Source organism: Streptomyces sp. NPDC002324 (genome assembly GCF_053593335.1).
This window is the reverse complement of record NZ_JBSFCF010000002.1, coordinates 347,270-373,728: the sequence shown is the minus strand read 5'-3', so window position 1 is coordinate 373,728 and position 26,459 is coordinate 347,270. Positions and strand designations below refer to the sequence as shown.

Annotated in this window: 22 protein-coding genes and 3 pseudogenes; 11 read left to right on the top strand and 14 right to left on the bottom strand. The window is 70.5% G+C overall.

The annotated features are described in order from the left end of the window. Nucleotides 1–100: 100 nt before the first annotated feature. Both ACWCRJ_RS04680 and xylA read right to left on the bottom strand, forming a co-directional pair. The gene (locus ACWCRJ_RS04680) at nucleotides 101–358 is read right to left on the bottom strand and encodes a hypothetical protein (protein ID WP_450937897.1); all 258 of its coding nucleotides are present in this window, start codon (nucleotides 356–358) and stop codon (nucleotides 101–103) included. A gap of 310 nt (nucleotides 359–668) precedes the next feature. Then, entirely contained in the window at nucleotides 669–1,835 is a 1,167-nt protein-coding gene (gene xylA, locus ACWCRJ_RS04675; protein WP_450937896.1) for a xylose isomerase, read from the bottom strand. A 147-nt stretch (nucleotides 1,836–1,982) separates the two neighbouring features. Here xylA and xylB point away from each other — a divergent pair, with 147 nt between their 5' ends. The 6 genes from xylB (at nucleotide 1,983) to ACWCRJ_RS04645 (ending at nucleotide 9,514) form a co-directional block, all read left to right on the top strand. Next, the gene (xylB, locus tag ACWCRJ_RS04670; RefSeq protein WP_450937895.1) at nucleotides 1,983–3,428 is read left to right on the top strand and encodes a xylulokinase; all 1,446 of its coding nucleotides are present in this window, start codon (nucleotides 1,983–1,985) and stop codon (nucleotides 3,426–3,428) included. Between the two features lie 90 nt (nucleotides 3,429–3,518). Then, complete coding sequence (locus ACWCRJ_RS04665) at nucleotides 3,519–4,727, top strand: ROK family protein (protein ID WP_450937894.1); 1,209 nt, start codon at nucleotides 3,519–3,521, stop codon at nucleotides 4,725–4,727. Nucleotides 4,728–4,949: 222 nt separating this feature from the next. Then, nucleotides 4,950–5,549 (top strand): N-acetylmuramoyl-L-alanine amidase, encoded by a 600-nt coding sequence (locus ACWCRJ_RS04660; RefSeq protein WP_450937893.1) that lies wholly within the window; start codon nucleotides 4,950–4,952, stop codon nucleotides 5,547–5,549. 260 nt (nucleotides 5,550–5,809) lie between these two features. Beyond that, entirely contained in the window at nucleotides 5,810–7,105 is a 1,296-nt protein-coding gene (locus ACWCRJ_RS04655; RefSeq protein ID WP_450937892.1) for a GAF domain-containing protein, read from the top strand. Between the two features lie 223 nt (nucleotides 7,106–7,328). Further along, nucleotides 7,329–8,852, top strand: a complete 1,524-nt coding sequence (gene adh / locus ACWCRJ_RS04650) for an aldehyde dehydrogenase (RefSeq protein WP_450937891.1) — start codon at nucleotides 7,329–7,331, stop codon at nucleotides 8,850–8,852. 422 nt (nucleotides 8,853–9,274) lie between these two features. Then, nucleotides 9,275–9,514 (top strand): hypothetical protein, encoded by a 240-nt coding sequence (locus ACWCRJ_RS04645; protein WP_450937890.1) that lies wholly within the window; start codon nucleotides 9,275–9,277, stop codon nucleotides 9,512–9,514. Nucleotides 9,515–9,818: 304 nt separating this feature from the next. Here ACWCRJ_RS04645 and ACWCRJ_RS04640 read toward each other — a convergent pair whose 3' ends face one another. Further along, nucleotides 9,819–11,507 carry a CocE/NonD family hydrolase gene (locus tag ACWCRJ_RS04640; protein ID WP_450937889.1) on the bottom strand — a complete coding sequence of 563 codons (1,689 nt, stop codon included), beginning with the start codon at nucleotides 11,505–11,507 and terminating at the stop codon, nucleotides 9,819–9,821. A gap of 92 nt (nucleotides 11,508–11,599) precedes the next feature. On the opposite strand from ACWCRJ_RS04640, the gene ACWCRJ_RS04635 reads away from it, so the two are divergent. Then, nucleotides 11,600–12,190 (top strand): TetR/AcrR family transcriptional regulator, encoded by a 591-nt coding sequence (locus tag ACWCRJ_RS04635; protein WP_450937888.1) that lies wholly within the window; start codon nucleotides 11,600–11,602, stop codon nucleotides 12,188–12,190. Between the two features lie 57 nt (nucleotides 12,191–12,247). Here the strand turns inward: ACWCRJ_RS04635 and ACWCRJ_RS04630 are convergent, their stop codons facing one another. From ACWCRJ_RS04630 to ACWCRJ_RS04600, 7 genes are all read right to left on the bottom strand, one after another. After that, nucleotides 12,248–13,810 (bottom strand): class I adenylate-forming enzyme family protein, encoded by a 1,563-nt coding sequence (locus ACWCRJ_RS04630; protein ID WP_450937887.1) that lies wholly within the window; start codon nucleotides 13,808–13,810, stop codon nucleotides 12,248–12,250. A gap of 23 nt (nucleotides 13,811–13,833) precedes the next feature. Beyond that, a complete protein-coding gene (locus ACWCRJ_RS04625) occupies nucleotides 13,834–14,316 on the bottom strand; it encodes a hypothetical protein (protein WP_450937886.1) in 483 nt (160 codons plus the stop codon). An 86-nt stretch (nucleotides 14,317–14,402) separates the two neighbouring features. After that, the gene (locus tag ACWCRJ_RS04620) at nucleotides 14,403–15,206 is read right to left on the bottom strand and encodes an ABC transporter ATP-binding protein (RefSeq protein WP_450937885.1); all 804 of its coding nucleotides are present in this window, start codon (nucleotides 15,204–15,206) and stop codon (nucleotides 14,403–14,405) included. Continuing rightward, nucleotides 15,203–16,198 carry an ABC transporter ATP-binding protein gene (locus tag ACWCRJ_RS04615; RefSeq protein ID WP_450937884.1) on the bottom strand — a complete coding sequence of 332 codons (996 nt, stop codon included), beginning with the start codon at nucleotides 16,196–16,198 and terminating at the stop codon, nucleotides 15,203–15,205. Before ACWCRJ_RS04615 ends, ACWCRJ_RS04620 begins: the two co-directional genes overlap by 4 nt. Beyond that, nucleotides 16,195–17,049, bottom strand: coding sequence for an ABC transporter permease (locus tag ACWCRJ_RS04610; RefSeq protein ID WP_450937883.1), 855 nt, complete (start codon nucleotides 17,047–17,049; stop codon nucleotides 16,195–16,197). Before ACWCRJ_RS04610 ends, ACWCRJ_RS04615 begins: the two co-directional genes overlap by 4 nt. Before the next feature lie 3 nt (nucleotides 17,050–17,052). Next, the gene (locus tag ACWCRJ_RS04605) at nucleotides 17,053–17,973 is read right to left on the bottom strand and encodes an ABC transporter permease (protein WP_450937882.1); all 921 of its coding nucleotides are present in this window, start codon (nucleotides 17,971–17,973) and stop codon (nucleotides 17,053–17,055) included. Between the two features lie 86 nt (nucleotides 17,974–18,059). After that, a complete protein-coding gene (locus tag ACWCRJ_RS04600; protein WP_450937881.1) occupies nucleotides 18,060–19,694 on the bottom strand; it encodes an ABC transporter substrate-binding protein in 1,635 nt (544 codons plus the stop codon). A 198-nt stretch (nucleotides 19,695–19,892) separates the two neighbouring features. Here ACWCRJ_RS04600 and ACWCRJ_RS04595 point away from each other — a divergent pair, with 198 nt between their 5' ends. After that, the gene (locus ACWCRJ_RS04595) at nucleotides 19,893–21,311 is read left to right on the top strand and encodes an amidase (protein WP_450937880.1); all 1,419 of its coding nucleotides are present in this window, start codon (nucleotides 19,893–19,895) and stop codon (nucleotides 21,309–21,311) included. Nucleotides 21,312–21,984: 673 nt separating this feature from the next. Here the strand turns inward: ACWCRJ_RS04595 and ACWCRJ_RS04590 are convergent. Then, nucleotides 21,985–22,347, bottom strand: a pseudogene (locus ACWCRJ_RS04590) (flavodoxin family protein); the annotation flags it as partial. 105 nt (nucleotides 22,348–22,452) lie between these two features. Further along, nucleotides 22,453–23,013 (bottom strand): DM13 domain-containing protein, encoded by a 561-nt coding sequence (locus ACWCRJ_RS04585; RefSeq protein ID WP_450937879.1) that lies wholly within the window; start codon nucleotides 23,011–23,013, stop codon nucleotides 22,453–22,455. A 227-nt stretch (nucleotides 23,014–23,240) separates the two neighbouring features. Here ACWCRJ_RS04585 and ACWCRJ_RS04580 point away from each other — a divergent pair, with 227 nt between their 5' ends. Further along, complete coding sequence (locus tag ACWCRJ_RS04580; protein ID WP_450937878.1) at nucleotides 23,241–24,242, top strand: NAD-dependent epimerase/dehydratase family protein; 1,002 nt, start codon at nucleotides 23,241–23,243, stop codon at nucleotides 24,240–24,242. A gap of 30 nt (nucleotides 24,243–24,272) precedes the next feature. Here ACWCRJ_RS04580 and ACWCRJ_RS04575 read toward each other — a convergent pair. Next, a pseudogene (locus ACWCRJ_RS04575) lies at nucleotides 24,273–24,466 on the bottom strand (ATP-binding protein); the annotation flags it as partial. Further along, nucleotides 24,443–24,578, bottom strand: a pseudogene (locus ACWCRJ_RS04570) (DNA-binding response regulator); the annotation flags it as partial. The pseudogenes ACWCRJ_RS04575 and ACWCRJ_RS04570, both read right to left, overlap by 24 nt. Before the next feature lie 115 nt (nucleotides 24,579–24,693). Between ACWCRJ_RS04570 and ACWCRJ_RS04565 the strand changes: the two are divergent. After that, nucleotides 24,694–25,434, top strand: coding sequence for a glycosyltransferase family 2 protein (locus tag ACWCRJ_RS04565; RefSeq protein ID WP_450937877.1), 741 nt, complete (start codon nucleotides 24,694–24,696; stop codon nucleotides 25,432–25,434). Next, a complete protein-coding gene (locus ACWCRJ_RS04560; protein ID WP_450937876.1) occupies nucleotides 25,431–26,051 on the top strand; it encodes a TIGR04282 family arsenosugar biosynthesis glycosyltransferase in 621 nt (206 codons plus the stop codon). The genes ACWCRJ_RS04565 and ACWCRJ_RS04560 overlap by 4 nt, the downstream gene beginning before the upstream one ends. The last annotated feature ends 408 nt before the right edge of the window (nucleotides 26,052–26,459 follow it).

Sequence of the window (26,459 nt, the reverse complement as noted above, 5' to 3'; positions counted from 1 at the left end):
GCGCGTGGGTGTATGTCGCTCCGCGCGCGTGAACCGCTGTCGGTCCGCGCGCGGCTACGGCGGCCCTCGACTCCAGCCCTGCTACCCGGCACGTTCTCGCTCACCCGGCATCCCCGACCGGGTCGGGAACGAGCGAGCCGAGGTCGCTGGGGAACTCGCTGGGCAGGTCGCTCGGGAAGCCCGAGGGAAGGGCCGGAAGGTCACTGGGCAGTCCGGAGGGAAGGCTCAGCGACGGGGTGGGGGTGGGCGAAGGGTCCGTACTGCCGAGGGTTCCGCCCGACGGACGGTCGTCCGGCGATGTCTCGCCCCCGAGGAGGACCAGCACCAGGGAGACGACGGCGCCCACGACGATGATCACGGCCGACACGAGGAGTGGGACGTTGCGCCGACGACCGGGAAGAGGTTCGCCCCGCGGATCTGGTGGCTGCCGGCCCCCGCCCTGACCCGGGGGCCGGCAGCCACCGCCCTGCCCCGATGGAGGCAGGGCACCACCCTGTGCATACGGCCCGAAGGCCCCGGGTGGTGGTGTGTGTCCCCGGGTCGGATCTCGAAGAATTCCGTGCAGGAATCGACCGAGGGATGCGCGGGAGGACACCGCCGCAGATCCCGACCGGGGTGGCGGGAGGCCCCTGCCGCGTCGGCGGAAGAGGCCACCCACGCGCGCGTGATCAGCCGCGCGCGCCCAGCAGGTGGTCCATGGCCAGCTGGTCGAGCTGCTCGAAAGCCATACCGCGCGCGGCGACGGCCTCTGCGTCGAACTCCTCGAAGGCCGTACGGTCCCCGAGCAGGGCCTGCAGACCGTCGGCGGCCGTGGGCTGGGCGAGCTGGTCCAGGCGCGCGGCGCGCAGGGCCTCCTGGACCGCCGGGTCCGCGCGGAAGGCCGCCGCACGCTCCTTGAGGATCAGATAGTTGCGCATGCAGCCGGCCGCCGACGCCCAGACGCCGTCGAAGTCCTCGGTACGCGGCGGCTTGAAGTCGAAGTGCTTGGGGCCCGCGTATCCGGCGCTCTCCAGCAGGTCGACCAGCCAGAAGGCGGAGCGCAGGTCGCCCGCGCCGAAGCGGAGGTCCTGGTCGTACTTGATGCCGGACTGGCCGTTGAGGTCGATGTGGAAGAGCTTGCCCGCCCAGAGGGCCTGGGCGATGCCGTGCGGGAAGTTCAGCCCGGCCATCTGCTCGTGCCCCACCTCGGGGTTCACGCCGTAGAGCTCCGGGCGCTCCAGGCGCTCGATGAACGCGAGGGCGTGGCCGACCGTGGGGAGCAGGATGTCGCCGCGCGGCTCGTTCGGCTTGGGCTCGATCGCGAACTTCAGGTCGTAGCCCTGGGAGACCACGTACTCGCCGAGGAGGTCGAAGGCCTCCTTCATGCGGTCGAGCGCGTCCCGGACGTCCTTGGCGGCGCCGGACTCGGCGCCCTCACGGCCGCCCCAGGCGACGTAGATCTTGGCGCCCAGCTCGACCGCCAGGTCGATGTTGCGGATGGTCTTGCGCAGGGCGTACCGGCGGACGTCTCGGTCGTTGGCGGTGAACGCGCCGTCCTTGAAGACCGGGTGCGTGAAGAGGTTGGTGGTCGCCATCGGCACGGTCATGCCGGTGGTGTCCAGGGCCGCGCGGAAGCGCTTGATGTGCTCCTCGCGCTCGGTGTCCGAGGACCCGAAGGGGATCAGGTCGTCGTCGTGGAAGGTCACACCGTAGGCGCCGAGGTCGGCCAGGCGCTGCACCGTCTCGACCGGGTCGAGGGCGCGCCGGGTGGCGTCGCCGAACGGGTCCCGTCCCTGCCAGCCGACGGTCCACAGGCCGAAGGTGAACCTGTCGTCGGGGGTGGGCTGGTAGTTCATGCCGCGACTCCTTGCGCTCCGACTATTTCGTCATGGCGATTTACAAATTAGTATGCGGACACGTCTCCGGGAAGGCAAGATGTCGCCGGACAGAGGCGCCGGCCGCGGCAGCGGCACGTCACGAGCCGTGTGAGAGGGAGAAGCCCGATGTCAGCAGCCGAGGGTCCGCTCGTCGTCGGTGTGGACTCGTCCACACAGTCCACCAAAGCCCTGGTCGTCGACGCGTCGACCGGACGGGTGGTGGCGAGCGGGCAGGCGCCGCACACCGTCTCTTCGGGTGCGGGCCGGGAGAGCGATCCACGCCAGTGGTGGGACGCGCTGCGCGAAGCACTGCACCAGTGCGGTGAGCCGGCGCGGGAGGCCTCCGCGGTGTCGATCGGCGGCCAGCAGCACGGTCTCGTCACCCTCGACGCCCGGGGCGAACCGGTCCGTCCGGCACTGCTGTGGAACGACGTGCGCTCGGCGCCGCAGGCCGCCCGTCTGGTGGAGGAACTGGGCGGTGCGAAGGCCTGGGCGGAGCGCGCCGGCAGCGTGCCGGGACCGTCGTTCACCGTCACGAAGTGGGCCTGGCTGGCCGAGAACGAGCCCGAGGCGATCCGCGCGACCACCGCCGTACGCCTGCCGCACGACTACCTCACCGAGCGCCTCACCGGTCAGGGCACGACCGACCGCGGCGACGCCTCCGGCACGGGATGGTGGGCGTCGGCGACGGAGGCGTACGACCCGGAGGTCCTCGACCGTGTGGGGCTGGACCCGGCCCTGCTGCCCCGCGTGGTCCGGCCGGGCGAGGTCGCCGGGACCGTACGGGACGCGCACGATCTGCCGTTCGCCAGGGGCACCCTGGTCGCCGCCGGTACGGGCGACAACGCGGCCGCCGCGCTGGGACTCGGGCTGCGCCCGGGCACCCCGGTGCTGAGCCTCGGCACCTCCGGCACGGTGTACGCCGTCTCCCGGCTCCGGCCCGCGGACCCGACCGGCACGGTGGCGGGCTTCGCCGACGCGCACGGGGACTGGCTGCCCCTGGCCTGCACCCTGAACTGCACCCAGGCCGTCGACCGGATCGCCGCCCTGCTGCATCTGGACCGCGAGGCCGTGGAGCCGAACACCAGCGCCACTCTCCTGCCCTATCTGGACGGCGAGCGCACCCCGGCCCTGCCGCACGCCTCGGGCCTGCTGCACGGGCTGCGTCACGACACGACGGGCGGCCAGCTGCTGCAGGCCGCGTACGACGGTGCCGTCCACTCCCTGCTCGGTGCCCTGGACCTGGTGCTCGACGCCGACGCGGACACCTCCGCGCCGCTGCTGCTCATCGGCGGGGGCGCGCGGGGCACGGCCTGGCAGCAGACCGTGCGCCGTCTGTCGGGGCGCGCCGTGCAGGTCCCCGAGGCGAAGGAACTGGTCGCACTGGGCGCCGCCGCACAGGCCGCCGGACTGCTCACCGGCGAGGACCCGGCCGCGGTCGCCCGCCGCTGGGACACGACGCGGGGGCCGGTGTTGGAGGCCGTGGAGCGGGACGAGGAGACGCTGGCCAGGATCTCCGGGGTCCTGTCCGACGCGGCGCCGCTGCTGGAGCGCGAGACGGGCGGCAGCTGACCGGACCCGGGTGTCCGACGTGGGAAAATACGATTCCCGCATGATCTACAGGACACCCACCAGGACACACCGACCGGAGCCGAGGGAGGCATGACCGCACCACTGCACGAATCCCGCGCGGGCGACTCCGGGCGTCGCCTGCCCGACAACCAGCAGGGCATGCGCCGCCGCAACCTCTCCCGGGTCATGCATTCCGTCAACGCCGAGGGGCCGCTGTCCCGGGCCGCCGTCGCCTCCCGCATCGGTCTGACCCGGGCCGCCGTGTCGACCCTGGTGGACGAGCTGATCCGCTCGGGACTGTTGGAAGAGCTGGGCCCCGAGCGTCCCGGCCGGGTCGGGCGGCCCGGCTCGGCGCTCGCCCTCAGCGGACGCGGGCCCGCCGGGATCGGGGCGGAGATCGGGGTCGACCACCTCGCGGTCTGCGCCGTGGACCTGCGCGGGCAGGTGCGCGCGCGGGCGGTGCGGCACGGCACCAACCGCGGCCGGTCGCCCGAGCCGGTCATCGACGACCTGACCCGACTGGTCCGGCAGGTGGTCGCCGAGGCGGAGGGCGAGGGCCTCTGGCCGGCGGGGCTCGCGGTCGCCGTGCCCGGGCTGGTGGCGAGCGACGCCCGGACCGTGGTCCGCGCGCCCAACCTCGACTGGCACGACACGGACCTGGGCGCCCTCCTCCCCCACGGCCTGCCGGTGACCGTGGACAACGAGGCGAACTTCGGCGGCCTCGCGGAACTCTGGCTCGGCGAGGGCACCCCGCGGGACTTCCTGCACGTCTCCGCCGAGATCGGCATCGGCGGCGCGGTCGTCGTGGACGGCCGGCTGCTGCGTGGAACGCGCGGTTTCGCGGGCGAGCTGGGGCATGTCCCGGTCCGCCCGGAAGGCCCCGACTGCGCCTGCGGTGGACGCGGCTGTCTGGAGCAGTACGCCGGTGAGGAGGCCGTGCTGCGGGCCGCGGGCCTGGAACCGGGAGAGCGTCGCGTCGAGTTCCTCGCGGAGAGGGCCGCGGCCGGTGACAGGGATGTGCGCCGAGCCCTGCGCGGCGCCGGTACTGCACTCGGTATCGCGCTGACCGGCGCGGTCAATCTGCTGGACCCCGAGACCGTGATGCTCGGCGGCGCCCTGGCCGCACTCGCGCCCTGGTTGCTGCCGTCGCTGGAGCGGGAGTTGGCCCGTCGGACAGCCGGTCCGGCATGCGCCGTCACCGTGTCCCGCCTGGGCTCCGAGGGGCCTCTGCTGGGCGCGGCCCACTCGGTGGTCCGCGCTGTGCTGGACGATCCGGCGACGGCCGGCGTGCGACCGTGACGCGGCCCGGGGACGCCGCGTTTCAAGGACTCGGGCTGCGGCTTCCCCCTTCCGGGTGACGCGGTTATCCACAATCGGCGCTTCGTCCACCGTTTTTCGCCCGCCCGGACAGGCCGACCGGCGATCGCCGTACCGTGATTCACGTGAGGCGCAGCCATTCGACCCGCGGATGCGTCTTCGACTGCGAAGTCCGAGCGCGATCTCCCTGAAAGGCGGACCCAGATGGAGCGAGCCAGGCCGTCGCCGAGCAGGCGCCGACTCCTGCGGGGCACCGCCTTCGGCGCGATCCCCTACGTCCTGCTCCCGAGCCCGCGGGCCGACGCCCAACCCCCGCGAGTCGACCGCACGCCGGCCCTGTGGGAACCGGCGAGCCCCGCCAACTACACCTCGGCCGACCGACCGGCCGACCGGCCCATCGACCTCGTGATCATCCACGTGACGCAGACGACGTACAAGAACACCATGCCCGTCTTCTGGAACCCGGCGAAACAGGTCTCCGCGCACTATGTGCTGCGCTCGGGCGACGGGCGGGTCACCCAGTGCGTCCGTGAGCGCGACATCGCCTGGCACGCGGGCGACTGGGACTACAACGCCCGCAGCATAGGCATCGAGCACGAGGGCTGGGTGGACCGGCCCGAATACTTCACCGCTGCCCTGTACGAGCGGTCGGCGACGCTCACCTCGGCGATCTGCGACACGTACGGCATACCGAAGGACCGCGCCCACATCATCGGTCACCACGAGGTGCCGGGCACCGACCACACCGATCCGGGGCCGCACTGGGACTGGGACCGCTATATACGCCTGGTCACTTCCGTCTGACCACGTCTGGCCAACGCCGTCTGACCACGTCTGGCCAACGCCGTCCGACCTCGTCGGGTCGACTCGGTCCGATGTCCTCGGGTCGACTCCGTTCGACATCGCCGGGACCGGCGCGGTCGGACGCCCGGGAAACCGCGGTCCGGGCGCGGCGCCGACCGGGTTCCACATCCGCGGTGACCGGGTTCGACGTCCGAGGCGAGCGGCGGGGTCGCGTGGCTTGTCGGGCGGGTGTTCGGCGGTGACGATGGTTCCGGCGGTGCATGCTCTCCGGGGAGGCCGAGTTGAGCGATCCATGGGTGGCCCTGGAGCCGGGAGCCGACCCCGTCGAGCGGGTGCGGGTGCTGCGCCGCGCGCACGAGGCGTTCACGCTGCAGGGCACGGTGACACGGCCGGTGCGTTCGGTGGTGGCGGACTCGTGGCGGCGTTCGGCCAGAGCGGGAGTCGGGCCTGAGGGCACCGCACGGGTGGAACTGACGGACGGCGATCTCGGTTCCTACCGCGCGGAGCATCCGCTGGCCCGGGTCATGCCGTTGATCCGGGAGTTGTTGGGCACGTTCGCGTCGGACGGCGAGCATCTGCTGGCCGTGTGCGACGCGCAGGGCCGGCTGCTGTGGGTGGAGGGGGACGCCGCGACCAGACGGCGGGCGGACCGGATGAACTTCGTGCCGGGCGCGCGCTGGGCGGAGTCCGTGGTCGGGACGAACGCGCCGGGCACCGCGGTCGCCCTGGACCGGCCGGTGCAGGTGTTCGCGGCGGAGCACTTCATACGGCGGGTGCAGCCATGGACGTGTGCGGCGGCGCCGGTGCACGATCCGCGCACCGGCCGGGTGCTCGGCGCGGTCGACATCACCGGCGGGGACGGCCTGGCGCACCCGCACAGCCTCGGCTTCGTCCAGGCGGTGGCCAGGGCAGCCGAGTCCCAGCTCGCGCTGCTCGCCCCTCCCGGGGCGCCGGCCGACGCGCTCGAACTGGCGGCACTGGGGCGAGACGAGGCACAACTCGTCGTCGGTGGACGGAAGATCCGGCTCAGCCGTCGGCACAGCGAGATCCTGGTGCTGCTGGCGCGGCACCCGGAGGGCCTGTCCGGAGACGAGCTGCTCTGCGCGCTGTACGAGGACGAGTCGGTGACGCCGGTGACCCTGCGGGCCGAACTGGCCCGGCTGCGGCGGCTGCTAGGGCCAGGGTTGCTGGGGTCGCGGCCGTACCGGCTCATGGTGCCGGTGGAGACCGATGTGGCGATCGTGGAACGGAGGTTGGAGACGGGCGCGGTGACGGCTGCGGCGTCGGCGTACGCCGGGCCGGTGCTGCCGGGTTCACAGGCGCCGGCCGTCGTACGGCTGCGGCATCGACTCGCCGATGGACTGCGCACCGCCCTGATAGCCCGCCTCGATCCCGACCTGCTGGCGGACTGGGCGCACGCCCCCTGGGGAGAGGACGACCTGGAGGTGTGGAGGGCGCTGGCAGCCGTACGACCGAGCCCGGCGGTCCGGTCCAGGCTGCGCGAGCTGGAGTCGGAGCTGTCGGCACCACCGGGGTGGGGGCACCGGCATCCCTGAGAGGTGCGCGGAGGGCGGCGGGGTCGGACTGAGGTGACGGCTGGAGTACCCCGTGCGGGGGCCCACAGCTGTCGACTGGCGCGGGGCGGGGCGGGGCGGGGCGGGGCGGGGCGGGGCGGGGCGGGGCGGGGCGGGGGCGCAACGTCGTTGCAACATTCCGGTTTCTAGCCTCCTCGCGAGAGCCGCCCAACGGCGGGTGGCGCTTCTCGGGAGGCAGGTATTCATGACCCGTTTCGCAGCGCCCGGTACGGACGGCGCGGTCGTCTCCTTCGAGGCGCGTTACGACCATTTCATCGGGGGTGAGTACGTGCCGCCGGCGCGCGGGCAGTACTTCGAGAACCCGAGTCCGGTGAACGGGCTGCCGTTCACCGAGATCGCGCGCGGTACGAGCGAGGACGTGGAGCGCGCGTTGGACGCGGCGCACGCGGCGGCGCCCGGCTGGGGGCATGCGTCCGTGACGGAGCGTTCGGACGTCCTGCGCAGGATCGCCGACCGGATGGAGGCGAACCTGGAGCTGCTGGCGGTCGCGGAGAGCTGGGAGAACGGCAAGCCGGTGCGGGAGACGCTGGCCGCCGACATCCCGCTCGCGATCGACCACTTCCGGTACTTCGCGGGGGCGGTCCGCGCGCAGGAGGGTTCGCTGGCGGAGCTGGACGACGACACGGTGGCGTATCACTTCCATGAGCCGCTGGGCGTGGTCGCGCAGATCATTCCGTGGAACTTCCCGATCCTGATGGCGACCTGGAAGCTGGCTCCCGCGCTCGCGGCGGGCAACGCGGTCGTGCTGAAACCGGCCGAGCAGACTCCGGCGTCCATCCATGTCTGGCTGAGCCTGGTGGCGGATCTGCTGCCCCCGGGTGTGCTGAACATCGTCAACGGGTTCGGGGTCGAGGCGGGCAAGCCGTTGGCGTCGAGTCCCCGGGTGGCGAAGGTGGCCTTCACGGGCGAGACGACGACCGGGCGCCTGATCATGCAGTACGCCTCGGAGAACATCACGCCCGTGACGCTCGAACTCGGTGGCAAGTCGCCGAACATCTTCTTCGACGACGTGTGGTCGGCGAACGACGACTTCCGTGACAAGGCGCTCGAAGGCTTCACGATGTTCGCGCTCAACCAGGGCGAGGTGTGCACCTGTCCGTCGCGTGCGCTGGTGCAGCGCGGCAACTACGCCGAGTTCATGGAGGCGGCCGTCGCCCGCACGGAGCAGATCAGGACGGGGCATCCGCTGGACACCGACACCATGATCGGTGCCCAGGCCTCCAACGACCAGCTGGAGAAGATCCTGTCCTATCTGGATATCGGCCGGCAAGAAGGTGCGAAGGTCCTCACCGGTGGTGAACGCATCGAGCACGAGGGCGAGTTGAAGGGCGGCTACTACGTCCAGCCGACGATCTTCGAGGGCCACAACCGTATGCGGATCTTCCAGGAGGAGATCTTCGGCCCGGTCGTCTCCGTGACGTCGTTCGACGACTTCGACGACGCCATCAAGATCGCGAACGACACGTTGTACGGCCTGGGGGCGGGGGTCTGGACGCGGGACACCAACACGGCGTACCGCGCGGGCCGTGCCATCCAGGCGGGCCGCGTCTGGACCAACTGCTACCACGCCTACCCGGCCCACGCCGCTTTCGGCGGGTACAAAGGTTCGGGCATCGGCCGTGAGACGCACAAGATGATGCTGGACCACTACCAGCAGACGAAGAATCTGCTGGTGAGCTACTCGCCGAAGAAGCTGGGCTTCTTCTAGAGGCACGAAAAAAGGCGCCTGACCTGGGCTTTTGCCCGCCAGGCACCTTCCCCTCGGTCGACCCAGAGCAAGGACCGACTTACGTAATAACTACCAGTTCCTCCCACCGCTGTCCCGCTCCTGACCAAACGTCCGGACCAGTCACGGACCAAACCCCAACTCACCCTTCGGACTCCGCGCCCCGGCTGACGCGGTCCCACTCCTGCACGGACTGCTCGATGAGCCGGTTGGCCCGCTCTCGGACGCCGTCCAGGAACTCGGCGTGTGGCGGAAGAGGACCCCAGTGCTCTGACCCGCGCGACGAGCGCACTCGGCGGGGTCCACACCGGAGTACAGCCAGAACGAGATCCCGGCGTGCCGGAGATCGTAGGGCCGCTTGGTCCGCTTGGAGGCGAGTTCTGTACGGGTCAGGACGTACTTCCGTGCCCGCGCCCACGAGGAACGGCAGTCGGGCCTATCTCCTCGTTGACCGCTGGAGCCGCTCCCTCGTCGACGTCCTCGGCAGCCCGCGACTGACCCGCGTGGACGCCTCGCTGATGGGCGAGATGCGCCTGTGCATGGCCCAAGTCCAGACGTACAAGCTGCTCCGCATCATCGAGATCGCCGACGAGCACCCAGCGATCCTGACGGCTATCGCCGACGGCGATCCCGAGGTGCGCTGACCAGGCTCTTGCCGCTCATCTCACCCGAGCAAGCGAACAACTCCGCAGGCACATGCCCTCACCCTCGGCAGAAAGGTTCATCACGCCGTCAGCCTCCACACCTCCCAGTCATGCACTCGCCAAGGGGACGCGGTGATGCCAACTCCGAAGACATGTAGTCCCTTGCGCGACGCCGGATACGGCAGGGGGCGATTTTGGTTGTCCCGTGCTTCGTTCGATGTCTCCGCACGGCGACGTTCGCGCACGGACGCTGGGCATCCTCGTCCGCCGAGCCACGGGGCACCATGGGCGGCGGCGGTGTCCGTCACGAGTCGTCCTGCTCTTCCATGACGGTGATGGCGGGTAGGACCAGGCGGGCCCCCTCGGTACCTCCGACTTCGAGGCTCTGTGTGCTCGGGACCATTTTCGTGGTGAGCCACGGGTTGCCGCCGGTGCCCGGGTGGACGGCGTAGTGGGGGAAGTCGCTCGACTGGATCTGCAGTTGGAGGCAGTGGCCCGCGCGGAGCCGGTAGGCGTTGTCGTCCAGGGCAAGGGTGAGCACGTCGCCGGCCTGCTCGGTCAGGACCGCCCGGCCCCAGGAGATCGGTCGTGTGGTGCCGTCGGGGTGCACGTCCTGGAGTTTCGCGAAGACGTGAGTGGAGGGCGCCGAAGACGAGATCCGTGCGGTGAGGATCGGCTGTCCGGCGAAATCGATGTGCGCGGGCAGCGGTTGGGTCCGAAAGGTGAGTACGTCAGCGCGGTTCGCGAGGTCTCGCTCATCGGGGTAGGCGGCGAGGAGGTACCAGATCGCCTCGATGTCGGTGCTGGAGGGGACGGGGCTGTCGGGGTCGTGCGTCCAGGTGAGCGAGGTTGCCTTCTCGTCGGGGTCGCGGCCCAGTGCGTACGGCTGTGTGCTGTGTGCGGAGAGGTGGAAGGCGAGTGGCTCGCTCGGAGGCGGGTACTCCTGGGAGGTCTGCCAGCCGACGTGGCCCACGTGCCACCGGGCGCGCGGGCGGGGGTTTACCGGGCGTACGCCGTTGAGGTGCTCGTCGAAGAAGTCTGCCACGTCGCCGCACTCGGTCCGGATCTTCTCGGCGAGGGCCGTCTCGCTGAGGTACGGGTTGCGCTCGTCGCCGGCCCCGACGTCCGCCAGCTGGTATCCCGCGTGGTCGGCCGAGTCGGCGCGGAGGAAGTGCAGGTCCCGTGGGCCGGACAGCGAACGGAAGTGGCGCCAGTCGCGCAGTCCCAGCGGGGCCAGGCCGGGGTCGTACCAGTTCTGCCAGTGCAGGATGGGGATGGTCGTCGTGTGGTGGGGGTGCCGGTCGCCGTAGGGGTTGTACCAGCCCTGGTTCACGACACGTTCCAGCATCTCTGTCGCCGCCCTGCACTCGCCGATCCGCACGCGGGCGGCGGCGATGATGTTCTCGACGGAGTCGGCGCGCCAGTCGATCTCGGCGAGGTAGCCCTTGTCGTCGGTCCAGATCTGCAGGAGGTCGTTGAGCGCTGCCAGGGACGGCACCTCCTGGCTCCAGCGGGATCCCACGTGGATGGCGCCCATGTCGATGCCCGTCACCTGGGGGACGGCCGCCTTGATGGCCGGGTGGCCGCTGGCAACCGCGGCCCAGGTGGTGAAGCCGTAATAGGACTGGCCGGTCACGCCCACGCGACCGCTGGACCAGGGCTGCCGGATGATCCACTCGACGGTGTCGTAGCCGTCGGCGACGTCGTGGGCGTAGGGGAGTGTCTCTCCGCCGGAGCGGAACTTGCCGCGGACGTCCTGCGTCACGAGGGCGAAGCCGCGCGAGCGGTAGTACTCGGCCTCGAAGGAGAGCGCGGTGTAGCGGCTCGACTTGTCGTAGCAGGTCCGCACGAGGATGGCGGAGTGCGAGGTCCCGCCCGCCGGCAGGTAGACGTCCGTCGCGAGTTCGACTCCGTCGCGCATGGCGACCATGTGCGCATGGGCATGCTCGGACGGTGTCTCCGCCGTCATGGACTCGATGATGGTGAAGCTCATGGCTTGCCTCCGCAAGGTGTGTCGATTGTTATATAACAGCGTGTGTAAGGTGTGCCCGACAACAGTCGAGAGAGTGTGGCGGGGAGGTCTCGGTGCCGCGGTATGTGGATCCGGAGGAGCGCGTCCGCCAGATCGCGACAGCGTCCCTGCAGGCTTTGAGTGAGGGCGGACTCTCCGAACTGACGTTGCGGAAGATCGCGCGGCGCATGGGCGGATCCATCACTCTGATCACGCACTACTTCCCCAACCGTGAGGCCCTGCTCGAAGCCGTACTGGAGTACGTGCTGGCTGATACGGACGCCTTCCTGGAGGAACTGGAGCAGATCCCGGACCCCCGTGAACGGCTGCGCACCGCTCTGGAGTGGTTCCTGCCGGACACCGAGGAAGCCCTGAGGATGGAGCGCGCGCGGGTGGCGTTGCTGACGCACCAGGGCGCCGAGCCCGTCATCGGGCGGTACCTGCAGCGCATGGAACCGGCGATGCGAGCGGTCCTGGTGCGGGCCGTCGAGGAGTTGGTCCCGGCGGACGAACTGGACGGCACGGTCGACATCATGCGGGTCTGGATGTCCGGCATAGCTCTGTCCGTGGTCGAGCACCCGGAGATCTGGACTCCCGAGCGTCAACTCGCCGCGTTGGAGCGCTTCCTCAAGTTGCTGTCGGTCGCGGAACTCCCGACCGGCTGACCGCACGGAGGGGGAAGTGGATCGGTCGACGCCCGCCGGCCGATCCACTTCCCCGTTTCAGGGGGCACGCAGGTCCACGACCCTGTCACCGTGCGGTTCGGCGCGCAGCTCCACCTTCGCGATCTTGCCGCTGGCGGTGTGCGGCAGGCTGTCGCGGAACTCGACATAGCGAGGCACCTTGAAGCGGGCGAGCCCCTTGAGGCACCATGCCTCGACGTCCTGGGCGGTCAGGCTCGCGCCGGACTTGAGCACGATGACGGCCTTGACCTCTTCGTCGCGCAGCGGGTCGGGGACCGGTACGACGCCGACCTCGTCCACCTCCGGCAGGGCCATGATCTGCAGTTCGACCTCGGCTGCGGCGATGTTCTCCCCGCTGCGGCGGATGACATCGCGGACGCGGCCCTCGTAGTAGTGCTGTCCGTCGGTGTCCTTGCGGACGATGTCGCCGGTGCGGAACCAGCCGCCGGGCAGGAAGAGTTCGGCGTTGGTGTCAGGGCGGTTGTGGTAACCGAGCATCATGCCGCTGCCCCGCAGACACAGTTCGCCCGAGCGGCCCGGCTCGACCTCCTCGCCCTCGGCATCGATGACCTTCGACTCACGCTGGGGGAAGCACCAGCCCATGGAGCCGGTGCCGACCGTGTCGGTGCGCTCGTACGGGACGTAGGTGCCGTTTCCGACCTCCGTGCTGGCGTACACCTCGCGTGCCCGCAGACCGAAGCGCCGTTCCAAAGGCTTGTGCAGAGAGGGTGGCAGGGCCGATACCGGTGCCTTCTTCAGGGCCAGCCGCTGGTCCGTTTCGCTCTCCGGGAAATCGAGCATGCCCTCGTCGATCCAGGCCATGTCGATCCGATGGTCGACGAGCCAGGTCATGAACTTGCGTCGGCTCAGCCCGGCGGTGACGTACAGGCCCCCTCCGCCGGCCAGCGCCATCATCAGATATGCCTGGTTCTGCATGTAGTAGAAGGGGTGGTCCGCCAGGATCCGCTGCGCGTCGCCGAGTGCGGCGCCATAGACCCCGATCTGCATCCAGTAGGTGTGGGTGAGCAGACATCCCTTCGGCAGTCCGGTGGTGCCGGACGTGAACTGGATATTGACCACCTCGCCGATGTCCGCCCGGTGGGTGCGCGGCGTCGGCTCCTGTGCGGCCAGGGCGGCGAAGTCGTGCAGGCCCGCGACGGGTTCGCCGACGACGATGATCCGTTCACTCGGTACGGGGCCGATGCTGTCATCGGCGAGTGCGGCGGTGACGACGTCGGCGGCGGCGGCGACCAGCCATCGGGCGCCGGAGTCACCGAGGACGAAGTCGATCTCCCGCGGGGTGTACTTCGGGTTCATCGGCACGGCGACCGCGCCCGCCTCGATGACGGCGAGCCAGGTCAGCGGGAACTCCACCTGATTGCGCAGCATGATGCCGACCTTGTCGCCCGGAGCGACACCGAGCCGTTCGAGGCCGGTGCGCACCCTGCCGATTCTTGCGCGCAGTTCGGCCCACGTCAGGGTGGGGCCCCCGCCTTCGATGTGGGTGAGCGCGGGGTTGTCCGGCCACTGTTCGGCCGCGTAGTCCAGTGCCTCGGGGATGCTCTTGTCGGTCAGGTACTTCTGGTGCGCGGTCAGTTCCACGTGTACGGCCTCTCGATGGGGTTTCAGGCGGTGGCCCACAGGGCGCGCTGCGTCGCGACGAATCCGGGCCGCTCCCGGTGCCTGACCTCGGCGCGCAGATCGGTGACGACGAGGTGGCCCTGCTCCCCGCGGTCGATCACCTCGCGGACGTGACCGTGGAGGCGGAAGGGGTCGGTGGTGCGGATCACCGAGACGAAACGGACGTTGTCGAGGCCGTAGTTCCAGACGGTCGCCGGGGCCTGTGACCACAGGGCGTGGTTGCACAGGACGTCGATCAGACTGAGCAGGTGGAAACCCTCCACCAGGCCCTCGCCGTACCCGTCCTCGCCCTCCTCCTCGTAGGGGTGCGGGTACTCGTCGTGGTAGGACGCCTTCTCGAAGTCCTTCGTGCGGTCGTCGTCCACCACGAACCAGGGCGTGACGAATGATTTGCCCCGCAGCGTCGGCGCCTCGGAGGGATGGGACACGCTCAGCGTGACGGTGCCCTCGGTGGAGAGGATGCCCATGGTCGGCTCCTTTGTATAGCAGTTGCTTTACTACGGCGCCGTGCGTCTGCCCGACATCGGACGGCCCGGGTTCAGTCGGCCCGGTTTCAGATACGTCGGCGGCGGGGCTGCCAGCCCGGCTTGGGCACCGCGTCCAGTAGCTCTTGCGTGTAGGGGTCTCTCGGGTGGTCCAGTACGTCGGCGGTGGGGCCCTGCTCGACGACGCGGCCGTGCTGCATGACCAGGCAGTGGTCGGTGACCTGGCGGACCACCGCGAGGTCGTGCGAGACGAAGAGGAACGCGACCGCGCTGCGTGCGCGGATGTCGGAGAGCAGGTTGAGCACCTGCGCCTGCACGCTGACGTCGAGGGCGGCGACGGCCTCGTCGAGGATCAGGACCTCGGGTTCGAGGGCCAACGCACGGGCGATGGCCACACGTTGCCGCTGCCCGCCGGACAGGTCGCGCGGGAGTCGCGCCCCGTGCTGCTCGTCGAGCCCGACCTCGGCCAGCAGTTCCGCCGCCCGTTCGCGGGCCGCCGCCCGCCCGAGCCGGAAACGCGCCCGCAGCATCTCCGTCAGACCGGCCCCGATGCGCTGGCGTGGATCCAGGGAGGCGAAGGGGTCCTGGAAGACCATCTGTACGGGCCGTGCGGCCTTCTTGCCGTTGTCCGCGACGCTGACCGTGCCGCTCGTGGCCTGCTCAAGACCGGCGACGATACGCGCGGCGGTCGTCTTGCCCGAGCCGGACTCTCCCACCACGGCCAGCGAGCCGCCGCGTTCCAGGGTGAAGCTGACGTCGTCGACCGCGACCGCCGCCTTGGCGCCCCGGGCGCGGGCGGGGAACTCCTTGCGCAGCCGTTCCACGACAAGCGCGGGGCCGGTGTCCGCGACGGGATCGGGTGCCGGGTTCATGAGCGCACCGCCTCGGGGAGTTCGGCGCCGATCTCTTCCACTCGATGGCAGGCGACCAACCGTTCCTCCACGGTGCGCAGTTGTGGCCGATCCGTCCGGCATTCCTCGGTGGCGAAGCGGCATCGCGCGGCGAAAGCGCAGCCGGAACCGACCTCGTACGCCGAGATCGGCCGGCCCGGTATCGGCTTGAGCCGGGTCACCGCCGTCGCGCTGGGACGGCAGGCCAGCAGTCCGGCCGTGTAGGGGTGCAGGGGGCGGGCGCGGACGTCTGCCGTGGCTCCCTCTTCGACCACCGTTCCGGCGTACATGACGGCCAGGCTGTCGGTGACCGCGGCAGCCAGGTCCAGGTCGTGGGTGATGAACAGAAGGCCCAGGTTCCGCTCGCGGATCTGTTCCTGCAGGATCGCCATCACCTCCGACTGGACGGTCACGTCCAGAGCCGTGGTGGGCTCGTCCGCGAAGACCAGCTTCGGGGAGGGCAGCAGCGCCGCCACGATCATCATGCGCTGCAGCAGGCCGCCGGACAGCTGGTGCGGGTACTGGGTCAGGCGGTGCTCGGGGTCGGTGATGCCGATGCTCGCCATGGTCTCGCAGGCACGGGTGCGGGCCTCACGCGAGCTCATCAGCTCGGCGGCGACCACGCCCTCGACAAGGAAGTCACCGATGGTGCGCAGCGGGTTGGTGTGAGCGCGCGGGTCCTGATGGATGAGCGCGACGTCGCGTGCACGGTAGGCGGCGAGATCGCGGCGCGAGAAGCCGAGCACCGAACGGCCCTCGAAGTCGATGCTCCCGGACGTCGTGGCATGCCGGGGAAGCAGCCGCATCGCGGACTTGGCCAGCATCGACTTGCCCGAGCCGGACTCGCCGACCAGCCCCACGGTCTCGCCGGCCGCGACGGTCAGGTCGACGTCGCGGACCAGCGTCCGTCGGTTCCCGCGGTCCCCGGCCGTGATGCCGACGCCTCGCATCCGAAGGAGCGGTGTGGTGTTCATCGGGTCCCTCCGAACCGCTGGGCGAGGCGCTCGCCCAGCACGTTGAACGCCACCACGGAGATCACGATGCACAGACCCGCCGACAGGCTCTGCTGCACGGCACCGTCCAGTACCTCGGACCGGCCGTCGGCAACCATGAGTCCCCACTCCGCTTCCGGTGGCTGGATGCCGAGCCCCAGGAACGACACCGCGCCGAAGTCCACCAGCGCGGAACCGAAGCCGATCGTCGCCTGGGCGAGCACGATCGGCGCCACGTTGGGCAGCAGATGCCGCCCGCAGATCCGCCAGGTCGACAGACCCGCCAGCTCCAGCGCCTCGACGTACGGCAACTGCCGCTGCCGTACCGCGACACTGCGCACCACCCGGGCGACGTACGGGGTGTACACGAGGGTGAGGGCCAGGACGGGCGCCCAGAAGCCTGCGCCGAAGACGGCCGCGGCGATGACGGCCACGAGCACGCCGGGGATGGCGAACAGCAGGGTCAGCGTCCGGTTGAGCATCCGGTCGACCCACCCGCCGTGCCAGGCCGCCGCGAGCGCGAGCAGGGTGCCCAGGCCGGCACTGCCCAGCACGATGACGGCGGGTCCGGCGAAGCTCAGCCGGGCTCCGACGAGTGCCCGGGAGAGGATGTCACGGCCCAGCGAGTCGGTGCCGAACAGGTGCGAGCCGCTCGGTCCCTGACTCGCGGCGAGGACGTCGGTGGCCGCCGGGTCGTACGGGGCGATCGAGGGACCGACCACCGCGAGGACCACGAGGCCGGCGGCCAGCGCCGCCGACACCAGCAGCAGCGGATCGCCGAACCGCCGGTGCCCGGTACTGCGCAGGTGGAGAGCGGATGCGAGCGTGGCCATCGGCTAGCGTCCTTTCCTCAGTCGCGGGTCGAGCAGGCTCTGACCCGCGTCGAGCACCGTGGTGACGAAGACGAAGACCGTGACGATCAGCACGCTGATCGCGGTCACCACGGGATAGTCCTTGGCCGAGACGCTCTTGATCAGCAGCGAGCCGATCCCGTCGATGCCGAAGGCGGGCTCCACCACCACCGCGCCGGCCATCAGCCCGGCCACGGTCAGGCCGGACGCGGTCAGGACCGGCAGCGACGCGTTGCGCAGGATGTGCCGCCGGAAGAGCCAGGATCGGGGAAGTCCCCGTCCTCGGCCGGTGAGCACATGCTCGGCGGTGGCCTCCTCGGCGATCGCGGCGGAGGTCATCTGGGTCAGGTAGGCGGCGTATCCGATCGACAGGGCGATGGCGGGAAGCGTGAGATGCCACAGCCGGTCGGTGAAGCCCTCGCCCGCGCCACCGGTGGGAAACCAGCCGAGGTTCACTGCGAAGAAACCGATCAGAATGGACGTGGCGACGAAGGACGGGACGGCGATGCCCAGCCCTGACAGGGCGTTGACCAGCGGACGCCACCGAGGGCTCGTCCCGCCGATACCGCCGAGGGCCAGCCCCACGACAAGGATGAGCACCGCGGCCATGCCGACCAGCAGCAGCGTGGTGAGCAAGCGGGGGGCGAGCAGCTCGGAGACCGGTTGGCGGTAGGTCAGTGAGGTGCCGAGATCTCCGCGCAGGGCACCGGTCAGCCAGTGCCAGTAGCGTTCTGGCAGAGGGTCGTCCAGGTCGAGCCGGGCGCGCATGGCGGAGCGCGCGGCGTCCGAGGCGTGCGGGCCGAGCAGACGGGCGACCGGGTCCCCGGGCGCCAGTGCCAGTGCGGTGAACAGGAGGAAGGAAGCGGCCAGGACGGTCGCGACCGGGCCGACGACATACGTCGACACGAGGGACAGAGCTGGATGGCTCCACGCTGTGCGCGCACGGGCGGGCGTGCCCGCTGGGGAGGCTGAGACGGACATGGTCCTCGTTCCTACTTCTTCGCGGCGCCGACGTAGGCCATCTGCGGCATCGACCAATAGGCGAACGAGGTGACGGCCCCGGTCAGGCGGTTGTTGAGGAAGGTCGCGGTGTTCGTGGAGACGAGCGGGATGGTGGTGTTCGCCTTCTCGAAGAGGCTCTGCATCTCGACGACCGTCGCCGCTCGGCGTGCGCCGTCGAACGTGGCGCGCGCCTCCCCGAAGAGCTTCGTGACCTGCGAGTCCTCGTAGTCGGTGTAGTTGTAGACCTGCTTGGGCAGGTAGACGAAGCCGATCGTCTCCAGCGGGTCGGGGGCGGCGCTGAAGTTCGTCGCCAGCATCAGGTCGATGCCCTGGCGCTTGCTGGCGTCGTAACCCGCCTGGGTGAACACCAGCGGCTGCATGCTCTGGATCCTGATCTTGAGGCCGACCTGCCGGCCCTGCTGTTGCACCAGTTGCGCGGTGCGTGACTGTGCGTCGTCGCCGGCCTGGGTGGCCAGGACGATCTCCTGACCCTTGTAGGAGGACTTCTCGACGAGTTTCTTCGCCGCGGCCATGTCGTAGGACCGGGAGGTCTCGTAGGACTTGTACGCCTTCTCGTACACCGCGCGCTGGTCGACCGGCCAGGACGCCGGGGCCGTCATGGTGTACATCGGGGTGGCGGCCCCGTGGTACACGGCCTTCGCGAGAGCCGCGCGGTCGATCATCCGCTGGAGCGCGGCACGCAGGTCGCCGTCGGCCATCACGCCGTCCGGGCGGGCCACGTAGATGTTCACGGACTGGGGAGAGGGTCCGAAGACCAGCCGCCCCTTCTGGGACTTCCGCAGGGCCGGCACCGAGGCCGCGGACAGCTCATAGGCGCCGTCGATCTCGCCGGCGTTCAGCGACTGGGTGAGCGAGGTGGCGTCGGTGACGAAGGTGAACTTGACCGATTTCGCGAACGGGCGCCTGGCCGTGTTCCAGTAGGCGTCGTTGCGGCTCATCGTGATGCTGTCGCCGCTGGTCCACTCGTCGAGCTTGAACGGTCCGCTGCACATCAGGCCCCCGGCCGGAGTGCCGAGCTTGTCACCCGCCTTCTCGGCGAACGCCTTCTTGATGACCACGATGTTGGCCATCTCGCTGGTGAACATCTCGTCGGGCCGCTTGAAGTCGACAGTGATCTTGTCGGCGCCCGTCGCCTTCATCGAGGAGACGTTGGCGAACAGATAGCTGGTGATCTTCGAAGGATCGGCCGCCCGACGCAGGCTGAAGGCGACATCCTCGGCGGTGACGGTGGTGCCGTCCCAGAACCTGGTGCCCTGGCGGATCGTGAGGACCAGCTTCGTGGGCGTCACCTGCTCGTAGCTCGCCAGGTTGGGCTTGAGACGGAACTCCGCGTCCGTGGTCAGCAGGGAGTCGCAGAGGTTGCGGACCACCTGACCGCTCGCGGTGGTCGCGGCGTTGGCCGGATCCAGCGTGTCCGGCTCGCCCTCGGTGAGGTTCCAGACGATCCGGTCGACGGGGCCCTTCGCGGCCGGCAGCGACGAGATGAGGTCGTCGGCGGAGACTGGCTTCTGCTTGCCCGTCGTGCCGCCGGAACACGCGGTGAGCGTGGACGCGGCCAGTACGAGGCTGAGCACCGCGGCCCTTCGGATCTGTGGTGAAGCCATCGGAACGCTCCTTCGTGACAGCCTGCGGCCGCTTCCCGAGCCGGGTTGACGGCGAATGTATAGCGACTGATGTACAACAGGCAATGGCCTCCCCTCGGCTTTTCCGGGTCGTGACATTCGTCCGAGTTGCCTCTTGACGGCGCCGCCCCCCGCAGCTCATATAGCGACTGTCACAAAACAGCTTCCAGGAGGCGCACGATGGCGGACGACCGAATTCTGTGGCTCGGCGCGCATGAGCTCGGACAGCTCTACCGCAGCGGGGAAGTGTCGCCGGTCGAGGTGGTGGAAGCAGCTCTGACGCGCATCGAAGAGGTGAACGGTCACCTGAACGTCATGGTCACAATCACTGCGGAGTCGGCCCGTGAGCAGGCGCGCGAAGCCGAGAAGCGGTTCGTGGCGGGTGATGACCTGCCCCCGCTGTACGGGGTTCCGATCACCGTGAAGGATCTGACCGAAACCGCCGGCGTGCGCACCACCTACGGGTGCGTCGCCTACGCGGAGCACGTCCCCACCGAGGACGCGCTGTCGTGGGCCCGGCTCAAGAGGGCGGGCACGATCCTGCTGGGCAAGACGACCACGCCCGAGTTCGGTCTCCTGGGGGTCACCGAGAGCAAGTTGACCGGCACCACCAGCACCCCCTGGGATCCCAGTCGTGCGGCGGGCGGTTCCAGCGGTGGCGCGGCGGCCGCGACGGTGGCCGGCATCGGCCCACTGGCCTGGGGCTCCGACGGCGGCGGCTCCATCCGGGTGCCCGCGTCACTGTGCGGAGCGGTCGGCATCAAACCGAGCACGGGACGGATCCCGCTCGCCGGCAACATCGACCCCGATTCGACGGACGGGCCGCTCACCCGCCGTGTCGTGGACGCGGCTCTCCTGCTCGACGCCACCGTGGGCCCGCATCCTCGCGACCGGTTCGCGCTTCCCGACACCGGTGACCGTTACGCCGAGGCGGCCACCGCCGAGGGCGACCTCACCGGCATCCGCGTCGCGGCCAGCTTCGACCTCGGGCAGGGGCCGATCGACCCGCAGACCCGCCGCGTCTTCGCCGCGGCCCTGGACGACCTGCGGGCCGCCGGGGCCCTGGTGGAGGAGGTTCCGATCGAACTGCCCGACCCTCTGCAGTACTTCATCGACTACTGGGGGCCGTTCTACACCACCTTCATCGACGAGTTGCGCTCGTACGGCGCGGAGGTCTGGCCGCTGATCGAATATGTCGCGGAACGTGCCCGGTCCGTCACCGCCTCCCAGGCCAGCGCGGCCATGCGCGAGACCAAGACCCTCATCTACGACGCGTTCGCAGGCGTGCTCGAACACTTCGACCTGTTCGTCTGTCCCACCACGCCCGTCCCGGCCTTCCCCCACGTGGGCGACCGCGGCGGTGTGGACCGCGTCGACGGCCACGAGATCGCCCACCCGGGTATGCACCTGCACAGCATGACCGAGGCGCCCAGCCACGCCGGCCTGCCGGCCATGTCCGTGCCCTGCGGCTTCACCACCGAAGGGCTCCCCGTGGGGCTCCAGATCATCGCGCCGCTCTACGCCGACGCGGCGATGGTGTCGGCCGCCGCGCGCTACGAACGCGCCACCGACTGGTGGACCCGTCACCCGCACTTGTGACGGAAGGACGCGAGAGCGTCATCGTCCGGGTGGCCCCGATGGGCTGACGGTCTCCTGGAGGCCGAGGGCCGGTTCGGCCCGGGCGCGGCCGCCGCCCGGCGAAGCCGGCCTCCGGAGGCATCACCCTCGTCCGGTCGGCACGCTGCCCCTTGGTGTAAGCGTCGACTACCACAAGGGGGTATCAACGTTGCGAGATGCCAGTCAGGGAACATCCGCGGCCACCACGACCCGTGACCGTACGGGCCGGATCGGCGCCACTCTTCAGCTCACTGCCGCCTTCGACGCATTCATCGTGCGCCATGAATCGTCCCCGCAGCCCTCTCCCTCCTGAGCGAGGGCGCACGCCCGTCGACGATCTCATTGCACCGACCTGCAGCCGCCACAGAGCTGCGGGTCCGTGATCTGCCAGACAAACCGTCCCACAGCGACACCGGCCCGACGGCGGACAGGCTTCCCACCCACCGGCCAGGCGCCTTCGCAGGGGTCTGTGCAGCGAACGGCCCCGTCTCACTTTCGGTGGTGACGGAGCGTCGTGACGCGTCGTCCAGAGGGTGTTTTCGGGCCTGTGCCCGCTGGTCATAGACGACGTGGTCGACGAGGGTGAGCGGTTCGTGGTGGGGGCGCGACGCCGCAGAACATGGCGCCGTGTCCGGTCGGAATTGAGCAGTCCCTAGCAGCCGTACAACCGCTCGATCACTTTCTTCGTCACCGAGCTGTTGTCGCCCAGCCAGATGGGCCCGGCCAGCACCAGGATGTCGGCGGCCATCACCGTCTCGTACAACGCCGGCCAGACGTCGGCGGCGGAGCCGTGCTCGGTCGTGTCCGGGTAGACGCCGGTGGCGATGTCGTGGTCGACGGCGCGGATCACCTCTGTGGTCACCCCTCGTCCGTCCATGATGGCCCGGCTCTTGTCGATCAGGCCCTGGGTGTGGCTGAGGTGCGGGGACGGTTTGAAGGTGCAGTTGATGAAGAGGGCGGTGAGGTCGTCGAAGCGGTATGGGTCATCGGGGGAAGAGAGGGAAGGCGACGCTGCCATGACGGGTTCTCCCTTGCTGAAGGTGCGGGGGCAGCGTCTCGTGGGGAGCCGGGTTTGTCCCGTTGGCGCGCCTGTGTCCGGGCATCCCCCAGACGACGAGAACGGTCAGGCGTCGGCGAGTTCGGCGGCGCCGAAGGAGACGTCGAAGCGGTCGCACCAGATGGTGACGCTGCTGTACCGGTAGGGGTCGACGTCCTCGGGCAGGGGGTAGTTCTGGCTTCCCTTGTTGCCCTTGAGCCTGCCGAGGCTGAGGTACTCGCCGTCGTCGAAGACGTGCCAGCCGGCCTGGCCCTGCTTCACCGGGGCGTCGGTCAGCCATACGCGCAGGTCCGGGCCATTGCTGGTCTCGAGCCGCTCCAGTCGGATCACGTGGGAGCCGTCGGCGAGCCGTAGGAGTTTCACCGTGCCCGATGTCGTGTGCTCGTGGCTGATCAGCTCACCGGTGGCCAGTGTCACGGGTCCGGTCGGCGCCGACGGTGAGGGCGATGTTCCTGGGCCCGTTTCCGGGGTCCGGGAGGCTTCCACGACGGTGGCGGGCAGGGACTCCGTCACCGTCTCGTCCTGCCAGAGCTTCCACGGCTGGAACCAGTACAGCCCGGCTGCCGGTCCCACGACAACCGCCACCAGCAAACCGGTGAACAGCGACCCCCTTCGCCCGCGCCGCATGCCGTCCCCTCTTTCAGTTCCGTGAGTCCGTCTCGCCACCCCATCCAACGCGGTGCGTGGCCGCCTCGGCCCGGAGCGGCCGATGACGAAATCCTTACGTCTCGGCACCGGCACCGGGGCGAAGGTGCGGCACAGCGGCGCGGCTTCCAGGCCGACGTCTTACGGAAGCGTGACGTGCCGGGCGTGGCCCCGGGGTGCGGCCGGTGCGCGGTCTTAGCGTGAGCCGTATGCGAGTACTGGTCACCGGCGGTGCCGGGTTCATCGGGTCCCATGTCGTCGACGTGTTGGCGGAGCACGGGCATGAGCCTGTCGTGTTCGACGTGGCCTCGGACGCGGGCGCGGACGTACGGAACCGCGAGGCCGTCGTCCGTGCGCTGGACGGTGTGGACGCGGTGTGTCATCAGGCGGCGATGGTCGGTCTCGGCACGGGTTTCGCCGACGCGCCGGAGTACGTCTCCCGCAATGACCTGGGTACGGCCGTTCTGCTCGCCGCGATGGCGGAGGCGGGTGTGCGGCGGCTGGTGCTGGCGGGGTCGATGGTGGTGTACGGCGAGGGGCGTTACGAGTGCGGGAGGCACGGGGTGGTGCGGCCGGGGCCGAGGGACGCGGCCGGTCTCGCGGCCGGGCGCTTCGAGCCGCTGTGCCCGACGTGCGGCGCGGAGCTGGCACCGGGGCTGGTGGGCGAGGACGCTCCGGCCGACCCGCGCAATGTGTACGCGACGACGAAGCTCGCCCAGGAGCATCTGGCGGCGGCGTGGGCGCGGGCGACGGGCGGGACGGCGGTGTCGCTGCGATACCACAACGTGTACGGGCCCCGGATGCCGCAGGACACCCCCTACGCCGGGGTGGCGTCCTTCTTCCGTTCGGCGCTCGCGCGCGGCGAGGCGCCTCGGGTGTTCGAAGACGGGAGGCAGCGGAGGGACTTCGTGCATGTCCGGGATGTGGCGGCGGCCAATGTGGCGGTGCTGGAGGCGGGTTCGGCGCACGGCGCGCTGAGCGCGTACAACACCGGCAGCGGTGAGCCGCACACCGTCGGGGAGATGGCCCGCGCGCTGGCCGCCGCGTACGGCGGGCCCGAGCCGGTGGTCACCGGGGAATACCGGCTGGGGGACGTCCGGCACATCACCGCAGACTCGTCCCGGCTGCGGGCGGAGCTGGGCTGGAAGACGGAGGTCGGCTTCGCGGAGGGGATGCGGGAGTTCGCGCGGGCCGGGATGCGGGGCTCGTAGGGCTCCTTGGACCGGTGGTGCTGCCCGTGTTCAGGAAGCGGCGGCGGGCAGCACCACCTCGAAGCGGCAGCCGTCGGGGATGTTGCGCACGGTTGCGTGACCCTGGTGCGCCTCCACGATCCTCCGGACGATGGCGAGACAGGCCCGCGCCGGCCGGTGGTGTGCGGGCGTGGGTGCCGTGCCAGCTCGGTGTCGAAGACGCGTGGCAGGGTCTCCGGCACGATCCACGGCGTATCCGACCCGGTCGAGGTATCCGGCGACGACCTCGGCGACCGTGGGGTCGTCGTCAACGACCAGGACGCGCGCCGTTGTCGGTCCGCTCGGTTCCTCTTGCATGCCGTCAGCCTCGCACCACACCCGGCGGCTCGGCCGTCCGGACTGCGGGAGGAACCCCCGACGTCCTCGTTTCGTAAGGACATGAAGTCCGGTATGCGAAGTTCGCCCTCGTAGGGTGAGAGCCGTGACGACCTTTCCCACATCGCCGGACGTCGACGTCGTTCTCCCATGCCTCAACGAGGCGGAGGCGCTCCCCTGGGTCCTGGCTCGTATCCCACCCGGCTGGCGGGCCCTCGTCGTGGACAACGGCTCCACCGACGGCTCGGCGGACCTCGCCCGCGAACTGGGGGCGACCGTGATCCACGAGCCGCGCCGCGGCTTCGGCGCCGCCTGCCATGCCGGGCTGACCGCCGCCACGGCCGACATCGTGTGCTTCTGCGACTGTGACGCCTCCCTCGACCCGTCGCTCCTCGCCCCCTTCGTACGCGAAGTGGCGGACGGCCGGGCCGACCTGGTGCTCGGCAGGCGGCGCCCGCAGGGCCGGGGTGCCTGGCCCGCGCACGCCCGCGCCGGCAATCTGGCGCTCGCCCGGATGCTGTGCCGCCGCACCGGACTGCGCCTGCACGACCTGGGCCCGCTGCGCGCCGCCCGCCGTGAATCGCTCCTCGCCCTCGGGCTGACCGATCGACGCAGCGGCTATCCCCTGCAGATGGTGGTGCGCGCCGCCGACGCGGGCTGGCGCGTCACCGAGCACGACGTGCCGTATCTGCCGCGCGCCGGTGCATCGAAGGTGACGGGTACCTGGCGGGGCACCTGGCAGGCGGTACGGGACATGAGCCGCGTCCTGAACGAACCGCCGGCACCGGCCACGACGGAAGGAACGGCCGGCACCACGGCCGAAGGACCCCGCCGATGACCAAGACCCTCCTCGTCATCGCCAAGGAGCCGAAGCCGGGCCGGGTGAAGACCCGGCTCACGCCACCCTTCACCCCCGTAGAGGCGGCGGCGCTCGCCGAGGCCGCTCTGGAGGACACCCTGCGCGCGGTGGCCGCGACTCCGGCACGCCGCCGGGTGCTGGTCCTCGCCGGGGAGCCCGGCCCCTGGCTGCCGCCCGGCTTCGACGTCGTACCGCAGTGCGCGGGCGGACTGGACGAACGGCTCGCCGCGGCATTCGCCGACTGTGACGGCCCGGCCCTGCTCATCGGCATGGACACCCCACAGGTCACCCCGGATCTGCTGAACGTGGACTTCGCCGGCTGCGACGCGTACTTCGGTCCGGCCGAGGACGGCGGCTTCTGGGCCCTGGGGCTGGCCGAGCCGGACCCCGCTCTCCTGCTCGGGGTGCCCATGTCGACGCCCGCCACCGGCGCCGTGCAACGCGACCGGCTGGTCGCCGCCGGACTGCGCGTCCACGACCTGCCACGACTGCGAGACGTCGACACGGCCGCCGACGCCGAGGCGGTCGCCGCGATCGCGCCGCTCAGCCGGTTCGCCGCGGAGCTGGCCCGGCTGCGGGCGGTCAGCGGCCGATGACCCGGCCGGGGCAGGACACCATGCGGCGGCCCTGGTCCTCGGATCCCCACTCCGACGCCCTGCGCACCGGCCGAGAGCCGCTCGTCCTGCGCCGCGGCGACGGCCGGCTGCTGCCCCTCGAGGGTGGAGCGAGGCGGCGCGCGCCGACGCGGTGGATCTTCAGGTCCTGGGAAGGTGCGAGGGAGCCGTCCTGGAGGTGGGGTGCGGGCCGGGGCGGCTGGTCGTGGAACTCGTAGCCGGCGGGCGGCCCTCGCTCGGCATCGACGTCAGCCGGGCTGCCGTCGCCCCCGCCCTGCGGCTCGGCGGCCAGGCCCTCACCCGCTCGGTGTTCGACCTACTGCCCCGAGGGCCGCTGGGACACCGCCCCGCTCCTCGACGGGAACATCGGCCCCGGCGGCGCCCCGTCCG